Origin of the sequence: Aeromonas sp. ASNIH8, from assembly GCF_002919855.1 — a bacterium.
In the GTDB taxonomy this organism is placed as follows: Bacteria; Pseudomonadota; Gammaproteobacteria; order Enterobacterales; family Aeromonadaceae; genus Aeromonas; species Aeromonas caviae.
Genome location: NZ_PQLN01000048.1, coordinates 22,657 through 37,084, shown reverse-complemented (window position 1 = coordinate 37,084; position 14,428 = coordinate 22,657). Strand labels below are relative to the sequence as shown.

The window sequence follows — 14,428 nt, the reverse complement described above, 5'->3', positions numbered from 1 at the left end:
GATCATGCGGGCAATGCCCAGTTCCTGGCAGAGTGCGGCGACCAAACCAAGGTGATCGAGGTTACGGATCGAGATAGCGGGTGCGGCCATGATGATCTACCTGCAAAAGAGAGTAATAGATCAGAACGGCCGATCGCCGTCAAGCACTGAAAATAGCAAAATCAGGTGCGGAATGACGGATTGAACCATGCGGATCACAAGGAGAGAAAATGGAACCTGAACACACGCTCACTGCACCGGCAGGATCAGGGGCCGGCATCAAGCTGCTGCTGGCCAGCCTGCTTGGCATCGCCATCTTTTTCGTGCCCTTCGAGCTTGGCGGGCGCAGCACCATAGTGGTGGATCACCTGGCCGGCTTTCTGATTGCCCAGCGCCCCCTTGCCCTGACCCTCATTCTCTTGCTCATCGCCTATGGCGCCATCACCCCCTTGCTGGATGGCCGCTGGCGCGCCCGTCCCATCGACAGGGTATTGAGCCTGTTCAAGCTGCTCGGGCTGGCCCTGGCCATTTTGTATGTCACAGACTGGGGCCCTGCCTGGTTGATGACCCCGGATCGCCTCCCCTTCCTGTTCGATAAACTGGCCATGTCTGTGGGTCTCATCGTGCCTATCGGCGCCATGGCCCTGACCTTCCTGCTCGGTTTCGGCCTGCTGGAATTCATCGGGGTACTGATGCAACCTGTGATGCGCCCCCTGTGGCGCACGCCGGGTCACTCCGCCATCGATGCGGTCGCCTCTTTCGTCGGCAGCTACTCGGTGGGCCTGCTCATCACCAACCGGGTCTTCCTCGCGGGCAAGTACACGGTGCGAGAAGCCGTCATCATCGCCACCGGCTTCTCCACCGTCTCGGCCGCCTTCATGATCATCGTAGCCAAGACCCTCAACCTGATGGGACACTGGAACTTCTACTTCTGGTCCACCCTGGTGATCACTTTCGTCATCACCGCCATCCTGGCGCGCGTTCCTCCCATCAGCCGTCTGGCTCACCATGGGGAGACCGACGAGCCGCTACCGGATGGCATGAGCCGCTGGCAGGCGGCCCTCACCTGCGGCCTGACCCAGTCCCACCAGGCCGATCCCCTGTTGCGGCAATTGAAGGACAACCTCAGGGACGGTCTTCACATGGCCGCAGCCGTGGTGCCCACCATACTGTCCGTCGGTCTGCTGGGCCTGCTGCTGGCAAAGCACACTCCCCTGTTCGATCTGCTGGGCTGGCTGCTCTGGCCACTGACCTGGCTGCTGGATCTCGGCGAGCCGCTCGCCACCGCCAAGGCCCTCTCTGCCGGTCTGGCCGAGATGTTCCTGCCCGCCATCCTGCTCAAGGATGCCGACCTGCTGGTGCGCTATGTCGCGGCCGTGGTTTCGGTCAGCTCGGTGCTCTTCTTCTCTGCCTCCATCCCCTGCATCCTGGCCACCCGGATCCCGGTGAGCGTGGGACAGCTGGTGGTGATCTGGCTGCTGCGCACCCTGCTTGGCATCCTGCTGGCCGCCTTGTGCGGCAGGCTGGCGCTGGCCCTCGGCTGGCTCGGTTGACCAGGGCCCATAAAAAAACAAAGCGCCATCAGGCGCTTTGTTTTTATCAGAATTGTCTCAGGGGGCGATGACGGCGAACCGGCCGCTGTTGAAATCATCTATCGCCTGATGGATCTCTGCCTCGCTGTTCATGACAAAGGGGCCATAACCCACGATGGGTTCATCGATGGGCTCGCCACTCAGCAGCAACAAGCTGGCCTCGCCTTCCGCCTCCAGCATGAACTCCTCACCGTTGGGATCGAGCAGCACCAGTTGTGCTTCGCCCGCGCGCTCCTGACCGTTGATAATGAGAGAGCCCTTGAGCACCACCAAGGCGCTGTTCCATCCCGCTACCGCCGGCAGCACCACGCTGGCCCCGCCCTTGAGCCGCAGATCCCAGATGTTCATGGGCGAGAAGGTGCGGGCTGGCCCCTCTACCTCGCCTTGTTGCAACCCGGCATCGTTCCCGGCGATGATGCGTACCCGCACATCGCCCTCCTTGAGGCTCAGTTGCGGGATGGTGTCGCTGGTGATGCCCTGATAACCGGGCGTCGACATCTTGTGTTTGGCGGGCAGGTTGACCCACAGCTGCACCATATCGAGGGTGCCACCACGACGGGTAAACCCCTGGGAGTGGAATTCGTCGTGCATGATGCCGGCGGCGGCCGTCATCCACTGCACGTCTCCCGGACCGATGATCCCCCCCTGGCCGGTCGAGTCGCGATGGGCAACCTCCCCTTCATAGACGATGGTGACCGTCTCGAAGCCACGGTGCGGGTGTTCCCCCACGCCCCTGGCATGATCGGCGGGCTCGAAATGTGCCGGGCCAGCCCTGTCCAGCAGCAGGAAGGGGCTCAAGGCGCGGCCATGGGTCTGATACGAGAACAGCGAGCGAACCGGGAATCCGTCGCCGACCCAGTGTTGTCGAGGGGCGCTGTAAATACCGATGACTCTTTTCATGATGCTCTCCTGGGTGATCGTCACGGGATGTGTCGTTGCTCGCATTGTGAGTCTGGAACGCTGCGTCCGGTAGACGTAAAATTTGCCATCAGCGTCCTATTTTGTGAACGATAACCCCATGCAACAGGATCTCAACGACCTCTATTTCTATGTCCAGGTGGTGGATCACGGGGGCTTTGCCCAGGCCGGCAGGGCCCTCGGCATGCCCAAATCCAGGCTCAGCCGCCGCATCGCCATGCTGGAGGAACGACTCGGGGTGCGTCTTATCCAGCGTTCCACCCGCAGCTTCACCGTCACCGAACTCGGGCAGGCTTATTACACCCGTTGCCGGGCCATGCTGGTGGAAGCCGATGCGGCGCAGGATCTCATCGCCGCGACCCAGAGCGAGCCTTGCGGTCTGGTGCGCATCGCCTGCCCCATCGATCTGCTCCACGCCCACGTCGGGAGGATGCTGGTCTCTTTCGCCCTGGCCCATCCCAGCGTCAAGGTGCAGCTCGTCGGGGTCAACCGGGCGGTGGATCTGGTCGCGGAGGGGTTGGACATGGCTCTCAGGGTGCGACCACTGCCCCTGGAGGACAGCGATCTCGCCATGCGGGTGCTGGGTTATGCGACCCAGTGTCTGGTGGCAAGCCCGGCCCTTGTCGCGTCACTCGGCATGCCCCGGGCCCCCGCAGATCTGCTGTCATGGCCGAGCCTCGGTCATGGCGCCAGCCTGGAAGGCCATCACTGGACCCTGCTGGGCCCCAATGGGGCCAGAGTCAAACAGCACCACAGCCCCCGCTTTGCCACCACCGACATGCAGACATTGCGTCAGGGGGCGATCGACGGGCTCGGGGTCGTGCAACTGCCCACCATGATGATGGATGAGCCCCTGGCCGATGGCCGGCTGGTGCGTCTGCTCCCCGACTGGGCACCGCGCCAGGAGGTGATCCACGCGGTCTTCCCCTCACGCCGCGGTCTGCTGCCTGCCATCCGCGCCCTCATCGATCATCTGGTCGAGGGCTTCTCCCCCCTGGGGCAGGCAAGTACGCAGCTCCCGCCATGATCTGTGCATGGCCGTTCCCGGGTGTGCTGACATGCAAAAGGCCAGAGCTTGGCTCTGGCCTTTTCATTTTCCCCTTCACAGAGGAGGGGAAACGGATACGGGCAGTATCCTCAGAAGGGCATTTTGAAGCCCGGGGGCAGTTGCATGCCGCCGGTCAGCTCGCCCATCTTGGCCTTGTTCTGCTCTTCCACGCGGCGCACGGCGTCATTGACGGCGGCGGCGACCAGATCTTCCAGCATCTCCTTGTCATCTTCCATCAGGCTGGGATCGATCTCGATACGACGCACGCTGTGGCTGCCGGCCATGGTCACCTTGACCATGCCTGCGCCCGCCTCGCCGACCACTTCCATCTGGGCCAGCTGCTCTTGCATCTTCTGCATGCGCTCTTGCATCTGTTGGGCCTGTTTCATCAGGTTACCCATTCCACCTTTACCAAACATAGATCGTCTCTCGTCTTGAAATCCGGCATCCAGCGCCGGGCTGTGGGTTCATCTGCCCTAAGTGGGGGCAGCCAAAGGTCTTTTCAACCGGGGGCAAGCCCCGGCACGGTTTTTTCACCGCAACTCAGCGACTCAGTGGTTCGATGCTCTCGGGATGGAGCACGGCGCCGAAACGCTGCTGCAAGAATTGTACGTTGGGATCCGCCGCCAGATCCCGGCTCACCTGTTCACGCACCCCGAGATAGAGACGATGCTCTATCTCGAGCGGCGTCTCCCGCGCGGGATCCGAGCCCAGGGTCACATCGATGTGAACCGGGCCGCCCAGCTCGGGACCGATGATCTCGGCCAGATCGGCGCGGGCCTTGTCGCTCACCAGATGGCGCTGCTCGGGTTTGAGCAGCAGGGAGACCCGATTGCCTTCCCGGGTCATCACCGCGTTGATGGCCAGTTGACGCAGCCGACCACCCACCCCGGTGCGGGCGATGAGCTCGGCCCAGGCGTCCCCGCAATTGACCAGCAAGGACGAGGGGATCAGACGGGCGACCTCCCCCTCCTCCTCGGGTTGTTCGTCGCTCTCCAGCGCATCCCAGTCGATGGTCTCCATCAACGCAATGGCGGGCTGAGGCTCGCTGGCGGCCACTGGAGGCGCGGCAGGCACCATAGCGGCAACCACAGGTGCCGCCGCATCCGCGCTGCCGGCGTCAGCGCCCAGATCCCAAGGCGGCAGATCCTCCTGCGAAGGAGGTGCCATGGTGGCGGGAGCTGGCTGGGCGGAAGTCACTGCCCGCGTGGGCAACGGGGCACTGGCAAACCCCTCGTCAAACCCCTGATTCAGATACTCTTCGTAGTCACTGGCCCCCTCTTCATAGGCATCGAGAGGGGGCAGGTCGTCATACCCTGTTTGCAAGGCAGGTCCCTGCCCCGGCATCTCGGGCCGCGCCGCTGGTTGCACCTCGGCCTGGGGCGAAGTCGCGACGGCAGGCATCGCAGGGGCCGGTTTGGTCGCGGCCACCGATTTGACGGGAGTGATCCGGGCGGGCACGGCGTTTGCACTCTGCTCGCCACGCAGGCGGCTTCGCAGCAAATTGCGCTTGCCAAGCAGGCTCTGCATGCTGGAGGTCGAAGAGATGGCGACGTCTTCCCCTTGGACCTCAACCTGCTGCGTCTGCCCGGCGTCATCCGCCGCCAACGGCGCAGAGGCAGGCTCTGTAGGCGGACTGGCAGGCACCACGGCCTCGTAACCCATCCGTTCGGCCTCACGCAGCAGCTCATCCTGCTCGGCAAAGAGCGGATCCAGCACTGCGCCCTCCTCCGCCTTGAGTGAGGTGGCGACGTGCTCGGCCTCAAGGACCGATGCTGGCGCGGCGGGAGCCTTTGGTGCTGCGCTGGCAGCCGGGGCCGGCTCAGCCCCCTGGGGCTTTCCCGGCAGGAGCGGCGCGCTTTCCCTCGCTGCCGCCATCACGCCGGTGTGCCCTGTCATGAGAGGCTGGGCCGCCAGGTTGGCGGGATGGACCACCTCGCGCCGGGGCGAGAAGGCCAGCATCCGCAGACAGGTCATCTCCAGTGCGGTGCGCCCGTCAGGGGCCCAGGGCAGATCCTTGCGCCCCCCCAGCACGATTTGATAGCAGAGCTGTACCTCTTCCGGGCTCATGGCTCCGGCAAGCTGCAGCAAGGCATCGGCATCCGCCCCCTGCTCCTGCACGCTCGCAGGCAGCAGTTGCGCCATGGCCACCCGATGGAGCAAGGCTTCCAGCTCGGCGTGAAGCTGGTCGAAATCCGGCCCCAGGGTAGCAATCTCGGTGATCTTGGCCATGGTGGCCGGGGCATCCTGGCGCAGCACTGCCTCCAGCAACTGGTGCAGGTGGTGATGATCGAGGGTCCCCAGCATGGTGAGCACGCTCTCCAGGCGCACGCTGCCGTTGCCGTGGGCCAACGCCTGATCGGTGAGGCTCAGGGCATCGCGCATGCTGCCGTCGGCCGCCTTGGCCAGGGCCAGCAGGGCGCGAGGCTCGAAGGGTTGGCCCTCCTGGTCCAGCACCCATTCGAGCTGCCTGGCAATCTGGGTCTGATCCAGGCTCTTGAGATGAAACTGCAGGCAGCGCGAGAGGATGGTGATGGGGAGCTTCTGCGGATCCGTGGTGGCCAGCAGGAATTTCACATAGGGGGGCGGCTCTTCCAGGGTTTTGAGCAGCGCATTGAAGCTGTGGCGCGACAGCATGTGCACTTCATCGATGAGGTACACCTTGAAACGACCACGGGCCGGACGGTACTGCACGTTGTCGAGCAGCTCTCGGGTGTCTTCCACCTTGGTGCGGGACGCCGCATCGATTTCCAGCAGATCGACGAAATTGCCCTGATCGATCTCGCGGCAGGTATCGCACACACCGCACGGATGGCTGCTGATCCCCTGCTCGCAGTTAAGGCTCTTGGCCAGAATGCGGGCGATGGTGGTTTTGCCCACGCCGCGGGTCCCGCTCAGGAGGTAGGCATGGTGAAGCCGCCCCTGATCCAGGGCATTGGTCAGGGCCGTCAGCACATGTTGCTGGCCGACCACTTGTTCAAACGTATGGGGGCGCCATTTGCGCGCCAAAACCTGATAGCTCATAGATCTCGATGCTGGGAAACGAGGCATTGAGGCTGGATGCTAACACAAATGGAGGGCTGGCTGTATGGGGGATGCGCCGCCTTGGGAGGGATCGCTTGAATTTCAAACCGGTGCCCGTTCAGGCACCGGTTTGCGGCAGAAAGCAGGGTGACGAGGCCTGCCGCGCGAAGGGGCGATTTACGCCCCCGCGAGTTCCACCAGAGAGACCACCTTGACGCCGGCGGCGGTCAGGCGGGCATCACCGCCCAGGGACGGCAGGGAGATGATGAAGGCGGCATCCGCTACCTCACCGCCGGCGCGGCGGATGAGCTTGACGGTGGCATCGACGGTGCCGCCGGTGGCCAGCAGATCGTCCACCACCAGCACCTTGTCACCGGGCACGATGGCATCGGTGTGCAGTTGCAGGGTGTCGGTGCCGTACTCCAGGGCGTAGGACTCCTCGATGACGGCGCGGGGCAGCTTGCCCGGCTTGCGCACCGGCACGAACCCCAGCCCCATGGCGTAGGCAACCGGGGCGCCGAAGATGAAGCCACGGGCCTCGGTGCCGACAATCTTGGTGATGCCTTGATCACGGTAATGATCGGCCAGCAGATCGATGGTGGCCTTGAAGGCCTCGGCATTCTCGATCAGGCTGGTGATGTCGCGAAACAGAATGCCCGGCTTCGGATAGTCGGGAATGGTCTTGATGCTCGCTTCGATAAACTTCAGGGTTTCCGGATTCATTATTTGACCGCTTATTTTTTGAGCCCTGCCATGGCGGCGCACGGGGTCTCCGCCTGGGGGCAATAAAAAGGCCCGTCACGCAAAAATGACGAGCCAACTCCATAGCATTATTGCCGCGATAGCTTAGGGATTTCACTTCTTCATTGCAACCGGCTCCAGCACCGGCAGACGCATCAACCAGGTGAGCAGGATCACCATTATGACAACCAGCAGCCACCTCACCCAGGGCAACGGCACCACCAGCAGCGATACCGAGAACGAGATCAGGATGAAGATGATGGCGCGGCATCTGGCGTGGCGGCGAATGCCGCGATACTGCTGCCAGTCGAGGATGGGGGGGCCAAACCAGGGATGCGCCAGCAACCAGCCATGAAAGCGGGGGGAGGAGCGCGCAAACAGCGCCGCCGCCAGCAACATGAAGGGGGTTGTCGGCAGCAGGGGCAGGACTATCCCGACTATCCCGGTGGCGAAGGCAAGCCAGCCCAGGGCCATCAGACACCAGCGTTTCATGGGTACTCCTCTAGTGTTTCTCTGCCTTTAGCCTAACAGAGTTGGCCCGGAAGCTGACAGCCTGGCCCAGTCTGCGGCCGTCGATGGGGGCCATCGAGTGGGCAGACGGCTGACAATCCCGGCCATTGCCACTACAATCTGCGCTCTTTTTTCTCCCCTTGTCTTCGGAAGCAGCTATGCGCGTTATTTTGGCCCCCATGCAGGGGGTGCTGGATCACCTGATGCGGGAGGTCCTCACCTCCGTCAATGATTACGACCTCTGCGTCAGTGAATTCATCCGGGTGGTCGATCAACTGCTGCCCGCCAAGGTATTCCATCGCCTCTGCCCCGAGCTCAGACAGGATGGCAAGACCCGTGCGGGGACCCCGGTACGGGTGCAACTGCTGGGACAGCATCCGGAATGGCTCGCCGAAAACGCAGTGCGCGCCATCGAGCTCGGCTCTCCCGGGGTCGATCTCAACTTCGGCTGCCCTGCCCCCACGGTCAACAAGAGCAAGGGGGGCGCCGTGCTGCTCAAGGAACCCGAGACCGTCTATCGCATCGTCAAGGCGGTGCGGGAGGCCGTGCCTGCCCACCTGCCGGTGAGCGCCAAGATCCGCCTGGGATACGATGACAAGGATCTCTATCTGGACAATGCCCAGGCCGTCTATCAGGGGGGCGCCAACGAGCTGGCGGTGCATGCCCGCACCAAGCGCGAAGGCTACAAGGCGCCGGCACACTGGGAGTACGTGGACGCCATCCGCCGCGCCCTGCCCATCCCCGTCACCGCCAACGGCGAGATCTGGAACCATGCCGATGCCCTGACCTGTGCCCGGGTGTCCGGTTGCGATGCCCTCATGGTGGGCCGGGGCGCCATCTCCCTGCCCAACCTGGCCAACGTGATGAAGACGGGGTGTGCCCACATGAGCTGGGCCGAGGTACTGCAACTGATGGTGACCTACACCGAGCAGGATCTGGCGAGCGACAAGGCCGACTACTACCCGAGTCGCATCAAGCAGTGGTTCTCCTACATAGTGCGGGAATACCCCCAGGCCGACGAGCTGTTTCGCCGCATCCGCACCATCAAGACCGCAGAGGAGATCCGCTCCGCCCTCGAGCGCGAGTGCGCCTCACAGGCCTAGACTTGGCCGCCACCCCGCGGCGCCCTATGATGAAGGCTCATTGACAGGAGGTCAGGATGCAGGGAGTACCGGTCAACTTTACCCATCAGCACGACAGGGCCGATTTTCGCGCCCTGCCGGGGCAGCCTGCGACCGAGCTCTATCGCGCCCACATCCAGCACCACATCTTCGATCCCCATAGTCACGAGGGGTTTGGCCTCGGTGTCATTGAGTGCGGTGCCGAGCGCTTTCGCTATCGCGGCAGCCAGCTCCTGGCCGGTCCCGGCAGCCTGGTGCTGATGAACCCCGATGAGCTGCACACGGGCGAGTCAGCCTGCGAGCAGGGGTGGCGCTATCGCATGCTCTACCTGCCCGCCGACCGGCTCGAGGCCATCAGCGGCGAGCGCGACTGGTATTTCACCGATGCCGTGCGAAGCGATCCGCGCACTGCCCCCGTCCTGCAGGCGACCCTGGATGCCCTCTGGCACTGTGACAGCGAGCTCGCCGCCGACGGCCTGCTGCTAAGGGTGTGCGAGACCCTGCGCCCCCATGCCCGGGCCCTGGCGGCCCCGCGCGAAGCGGCCCACCCTCTGGGCCGCGCTATCGACTATATGCAGGCCTGTTTCGCCCGCCCCATTACCCTGGCCGAGCTGGCCGGTGCAGTGAACCTCAGCCCCTACCACTTCCAGCGCAGCTTCAAGGCCCGCTTTCACGTCACCCCCCAGCAGATGTTGATGGCCATCCGCCTGCAGCGCGCCAAGGGGTGGCTGGCTGCCGGCCTGCCCGCTGCCGAGGTGGCCGCCGCCTGTGGTCTGGCCGATCAGTCCCACCTCAACCGTGCCTTCCTGCGCCGCTATGGCACCACCCCGGTCCGCTACCAGAAACAGGTGCAGGCTGGCCGCTAAAGCGCAATCTGGTTCAATACGCCCCCCTTCCTCCCTGCTAGGCTGGCCTCCTTCTTCTTTACCGGATATGAAACATGTTGATCGGAGTCCTGTTTGCCCTGCTGGCCGGCCTGATGTGGGGGCTCATCTTCGTCGCCCCCCTCTTGGTGGACGGCTATCCCCCCGCCCTGCTCGCGAGCGGCCGCTACCTCGCCTTCGGCCTCATCGTGCTGCCGCTCGCCTGGCAGGCCCGCAAACACCTGGCGGCCCTCTCAGCCAGCGACTGGCGAGAGGCCCTCGCCCTCACTCTGGTGGGGAACCTCCTCTACTACTTCTGCCTGTCGGGGGCCATCTTGCGCATCGGCTCGCCCCTGGCAGCCATGCTTATCGGCACCCTGCCGGTGGTGACGGCCCTGGCCGCCAACCGCCTCTATGGCGCACGGGACGGTCGCCTCTCCCGCACCCGGCTCTACCCGTCCCTGGTGCTGATGGGGGCCGGTCTCTATCTGGTCAACAGCGCCGAGCTCACCTGGCACACCGAGGCGCGCACCGAACAACTGATCGGTATAGCCCTGGCGGTAGGCGCCGTGCTGTGCTGGACCTGGTATCCCCTGCGCAACGCCCGCTGGCTGCGCGAGCACCCGGGCCGCAGTCCGGCCGTCTGGGCCACCGCCCAGGGGCTGGTGACCCTGCCGGTGGCGCTCATTGCCTATCTCGGCAGCCTCGGCCATCTTGCCCTGAGCGCACCGGACTTTCCCCTGCCCTTCGGGCCGACGCCCCTGCGCTTCGTGCTGCTGATGGGGGCGGTGGGGCTCTTCTGCTCCTGGCTCGGCACCCTGTGCTGGAACGAGGCGAGCCAGCGCCTGCCGACCGTGCTGGTCGGGCCGCTCATCGTGTTCGAGACTCTGGCGGGGCTCTTGTACGCCTTTATGCTGCGCGGGATCATGCCCCCCATGAGTACCCTGGTGGGTGTCGTCTGTCTGGTGGCGGGAGTGCTCTACGTCATCACCGGCAAGCCGCAGCACCTGCCGGAAAAACCCGTCAAAGCACGGTTAACTTGACTCATGTCATCTTGATAAACCGCGGGTTTCCCTATACTGGCCGAGTTTTATCACTCGTTTTTGGGGGCTGCTGTGTGTGAAGTGACGCAAGCCCGGTTGGCCGAATGGCATCAGCGCCTTCTGACCGACTGGGCGCAAACAAGAGAGGAGCTGATCCGTCAGCTCAATGCCTGTCGACAAGATGACTGGGCACAGAAGGTGGAGCGCTGCGAGCGAGATCAACTGGTTGATCTGACCAGCCGTCTCGATCTGCCCGGGGTGGAACACAGCGTGGCACGCCTCAAGCGGCTCGACGCGGCGCTCTGCCAGATGGATCTGGGGCTCTATGGCTTCTGCTCCGATTGTGAGGAGCCGCTGCTCCCTGAACAGCTGGAACAGGATCCGACCCTGCAACGCTGCCCGCGCTGCGAGGCCCGCTACCGCAAGGGATTCCACGCTCACGAACTCTGATGGGGGCACCCTTTGTGCCCGCCATTTTCCTCCTCCCCCCCTTCTCGCTTCCCATCATGACCAACCCCCTGGCGCGACGATCCCGGCAACCCCCGAGGGCAGCCGCACAGGCATGAAAAAGGGGAGTCATGGACTCCCCTTCTCGTACTGCGTACTCGTCACTGGGCCAGCAGGTGGCCTACCAGCTCATGACGCCACCCTTGCAGCAGCATGGGCTTGTCCGCCCTGGCCCGCTCCTCGGCACTCATGCGCCAGCTCCAGGTGAAGTACTGGTGGATGATCTTCTTGCTCGCCACCAGCTCCGGTGGAATGTTGCTGGCCTTGGCCTTCTCCTCCACCATGGCCTTGATGCGCTTGAGCTCGGCCTTGTACTGGGGGAAGTCCACCAGACGGCGGATGGGATCGGGCCAGCTCGCAGGGTCGCTCTGCTGGGCGGCGGCGACGATGTCCAGCATCCGCTTGCCGTGGATCTTGATCTCGATGGGCGAGAGGCCCAGCTCGTTAAGATCCCGAAGCGAAGCGGGACGACGCTCCGCCACCTTGAACAGGTGCAGCTCTTTGACCACGAAGTTGAGGGCAAGATCCCGGCGTACCGCTTCCTGCTGGCGCCAGGCGGCCAGCTCGCGCAGGATGGCCAGCTCGCGGCGACCCAGTTGCCAGGCGTTGACGATCTCGAGGTAGGCCTGACGGGGATCGCTGCCCTGGGTCTTGCGGGCGGAGTGGTTCTGGCACTCCTGTTCGAACCAGGGGAACTTGCCGCTCTCGCGCAGTCTGGCCATCACCTTCTCGTAGAGGGGCATGAGGTAGAAGACATCCGCCGCGGCATATTCCAGCTGACGAGGGGTAAGGGGGCGCGCCAGCCAGTCGGTACGGGCCTGATCCTTCTCAAGCTCGACCCCGAGGAATTCGTTGACCAGGGCGCCAAACCCCACCGACACGCCATGGCCCAGGAAGGCTGCCGCCAGCTGGGTATCGTGCATCTGGTTGGGCAGGTGACCCGCCTGATGCTGGATGAGCTCCAGATCCTCACCGGAGGCGTGCAGGATGGCAATCTGTCCGGCCCGACCGAGGCGCTGCCACAAACCGGAGAGATCCAGGGTCAGGGGATCGAGCAGGGCAAGCTGCTTGCCATCGTAGATCTGGAACAGACCGAGCTGGGGATAGTAGGTACGGGTGCGAACGAATTCGGTATCGATGGCCAGGGGAACGTCGGCCAGAGAAGCGAGATACTGATCCAGTTCGGCTTGCTGTGAAATGAGTTGATATTGCATCGTTGCCTGCACGTTGGTCGGATCCAGAAAGAAAAAACCGTGGATGTCCCACGGTTTTGCATAACGACAGCGCTGGACTGCAAAGCAGTGCATGCCGGTTACTGCTTGGCAATCTCCTCGTCGCGCAGCACGCGGCGCAGGATCTTGCCCACGTTGGTCTTGGGAAGTTCGTCGCGAAATTCTACCAGTTTCGGCACCTTATAGGCAGTCAGATGTTTGCGGCAGTGGGCAATTATCTCCTCTTCCGCCAGCTTTGCATCTTTCTTGACCACGAAGATCTTCACCTGCTCGCCGGACACCGGGTTGGGTACGCCGACGGCGGCCACCTCCAGCACCTTGGGATGCAGGGCCACCACGTCTTCTATCTCGTTCGGGTAGACGTTGAAGCCGGAGACCAGGATCATGTCCTTCTTGCGATCGACGATCTTGAAGAAACCCTGCTCGTCGCATACCGCGATGTCGCCGGTGCAGAGCCAGCCATCCTGCATCACCTCGGCGGTCGCCTCCGGGCGCTGCCAGTAGCCGGTCATCACCTGAGGACCGCGCACCTGCATCTCGCCGGGGGCACCCCGTTCGGTGACCTGGTTCCCCTCGTCATCCACCAGACGGATCTCGGTGGAGCAGACCGGCAGACCGATGGAGCCGTTGTAATCCACCAGATCATAGGGGCAGACGCTCACCAGGGGCGAGCACTCGGTCAGGCCATAGCCCTCCAGCAGCGGGGTGCCGGTCAGCCCCTTCCACTGCTCGGCCACCGCCCGTTGCACCGCCATGCCGCCACCGATGGTGAGCTTGAGCTTGGCAAAATCCATGCCCTTGAACTCGTCGTTGTTGACCAGGGCGTTGAACAGGGTGTTCACCCCTGTGATGCAGGTGAAAGGATACTTCTTGATCTCTTTGACAAAGCCCGGGATGTCGCGGGGGTTGCTGATGAGCAGGTTGTAGCCCCCCAGACGCATGAACAGCAGGCAGTTCACCGTCAGGGCGAAGACGTGATAGAGCGGCAGCGCCGTGACCACGAACTCCTTGCCGCGCTCCAGCACAGGGCCATAGACACCGAGGCACTGCTCGACGTTGGCGATCATGTTGCGATGAGTCAGCATGGCCCCCTTGGAGAGGCCGGTGGTCCCGCCGGTGTATTGCAGGAAGGCGATGTCCTGGTTGCTGATCTCGGGTTTGATGTACTGCAGGTAGCGCCCCTTGGCGAGGGCCTGACGCATGGTGCTGGCATGGGGCAGGTTGTACTTGGGCACCAGCTTCTTGACGTATTTGACCACGAAGTTGACCAGGGTCCCTTTGGCCAGCCCCAGGTTGTCCCCCATCCGGGTCAGGATCACGTGCTTGACCGGGGTGTCATACACCACTTTTTCCAGGGTGTGGGCAAAGTTGGAGACGATGACGATGGCCTTGGCGCCGGAATCTTTCAACTGATGCTCCAGCTCGCGCGGGGTATAGAGGGGGTTGACGTTCACCACCGTCATGCCGGCCCGCAGGATGCCGAATACCGCGATGGGGTATTGCAGCAGGTTAGGCATCATCACGGCCACCCTGTCCCCCTTGCCGAGCTTCAGCTCGTTTTGCAGGTAGGCGGCGAAGGCTCGGGACTGCTCCTCCAGCCGGCGGTAGGTAATGGTCTGCCCCATGTTGACGAAGGCGGGTTGATCGGCGAACTGGTTCACCGACTCTTCAAACATCTCGACCAGAGAGCCGTATTGGTCTGGATTGATCTCGGCGGGCACCCCTTCTGGATAACGCTTCAGCCAGACTCTTTCCACGAACTTCTCCTGCATAACTCGCACCTGTGCGCTCACTGTGTTGCCTCCGTCCCTGTCACATCCATTTCAATCAATTGTTTTAAGTTCATGCTC

At 63.4% G+C, this 14,428-nt stretch carries 13 protein-coding genes; 6 read left to right on the top strand and 7 right to left on the bottom strand.

Annotation, left to right across the window (positions count from 1 at the left end; translation table 11 throughout):
- Window positions 1-209: 209 nt before the first annotated feature.
- Window positions 210-1,532, top strand: coding sequence for a YjiH family protein (locus C3418_RS13550; RefSeq protein WP_043152684.1), 1,323 nt, complete (start codon window positions 210-212; stop codon window positions 1,530-1,532).
- Window positions 1,533-1,589: 57 nt separating this feature from the next.
- On the opposite strand, the gene C3418_RS13545 is transcribed toward C3418_RS13550, so the two are convergent.
- Window positions 1,590-2,471 carry a pirin family protein gene (locus C3418_RS13545; RefSeq protein ID WP_043152681.1) on the bottom strand — a complete coding sequence of 294 codons (882 nt, stop codon included), beginning with the start codon at window positions 2,469-2,471 and terminating at the stop codon, window positions 1,590-1,592.
- A gap of 118 nt (window positions 2,472-2,589) precedes the next feature.
- Here C3418_RS13545 and C3418_RS13540 point away from each other — a divergent pair, with 118 nt between their 5' ends.
- Window positions 2,590-3,516, top strand: coding sequence for a LysR family transcriptional regulator (locus C3418_RS13540; protein WP_041211406.1), 927 nt, complete (start codon window positions 2,590-2,592; stop codon window positions 3,514-3,516).
- 110 nt (window positions 3,517-3,626) lie between these two features.
- On the opposite strand, the gene C3418_RS13535 is transcribed toward C3418_RS13540, so the two are convergent.
- From C3418_RS13535 to C3418_RS13520, 4 genes are all read right to left on the bottom strand, one after another.
- Window positions 3,627-3,956, bottom strand: coding sequence for a YbaB/EbfC family nucleoid-associated protein (locus tag C3418_RS13535; RefSeq protein ID WP_005301028.1), 330 nt, complete (start codon window positions 3,954-3,956; stop codon window positions 3,627-3,629).
- Between the two features lie 124 nt (window positions 3,957-4,080).
- Window positions 4,081-6,561: a DNA polymerase III subunit gamma/tau gene (gene dnaX / locus C3418_RS13530; RefSeq protein WP_053288204.1), complete on the bottom strand. Its 2,481-nt coding sequence runs from the start codon at window positions 6,559-6,561 to the stop codon at window positions 4,081-4,083.
- Window positions 6,562-6,738: 177 nt separating this feature from the next.
- Window positions 6,739-7,284 carry an adenine phosphoribosyltransferase gene (gene apt / locus C3418_RS13525; RefSeq protein ID WP_010674707.1) on the bottom strand — a complete coding sequence of 182 codons (546 nt, stop codon included), beginning with the start codon at window positions 7,282-7,284 and terminating at the stop codon, window positions 6,739-6,741.
- Between the two features lie 132 nt (window positions 7,285-7,416).
- Window positions 7,417-7,794: a YbaN family protein gene (locus C3418_RS13520; protein ID WP_010674706.1), complete on the bottom strand. Its 378-nt coding sequence runs from the start codon at window positions 7,792-7,794 to the stop codon at window positions 7,417-7,419.
- Window positions 7,795-7,970: 176 nt separating this feature from the next.
- Here C3418_RS13520 and dusC point away from each other — a divergent pair, with 176 nt between their 5' ends.
- From dusC to C3418_RS13500, 4 genes are all read left to right on the top strand, one after another.
- Complete coding sequence (gene dusC / locus C3418_RS13515) at window positions 7,971-8,915, top strand: tRNA dihydrouridine(16) synthase DusC (RefSeq protein WP_052815007.1); 945 nt, start codon at window positions 7,971-7,973, stop codon at window positions 8,913-8,915.
- Window positions 8,916-8,971: 56 nt separating this feature from the next.
- Entirely contained in the window at window positions 8,972-9,799 is an 828-nt protein-coding gene (locus tag C3418_RS13510) for an AraC family transcriptional regulator (RefSeq protein ID WP_052815008.1), read from the top strand.
- Between the two features lie 74 nt (window positions 9,800-9,873).
- Window positions 9,874-10,839 carry a DMT family transporter gene (locus C3418_RS13505; protein ID WP_052815009.1) on the top strand — a complete coding sequence of 322 codons (966 nt, stop codon included), beginning with the start codon at window positions 9,874-9,876 and terminating at the stop codon, window positions 10,837-10,839.
- Window positions 10,840-10,920: 81 nt separating this feature from the next.
- A complete protein-coding gene (locus tag C3418_RS13500) occupies window positions 10,921-11,289 on the top strand; it encodes a TraR/DksA C4-type zinc finger protein (protein ID WP_052815020.1) in 369 nt (122 codons plus the stop codon).
- Window positions 11,290-11,447: 158 nt separating this feature from the next.
- Here C3418_RS13500 and rnd read toward each other — a convergent pair whose 3' ends face one another.
- Window positions 11,448-12,560 (bottom strand): ribonuclease D, encoded by a 1,113-nt coding sequence (gene rnd, locus C3418_RS13495; RefSeq protein WP_039039174.1) that lies wholly within the window; start codon window positions 12,558-12,560, stop codon window positions 11,448-11,450.
- Window positions 12,561-12,658: 98 nt separating this feature from the next.
- Window positions 12,659-14,335 (bottom strand): long-chain-fatty-acid--CoA ligase FadD, encoded by a 1,677-nt coding sequence (gene fadD / locus C3418_RS13490; protein WP_010674700.1) that lies wholly within the window; start codon window positions 14,333-14,335, stop codon window positions 12,659-12,661.
- Window positions 14,336-14,428: the final 93 nt, after the last annotated feature.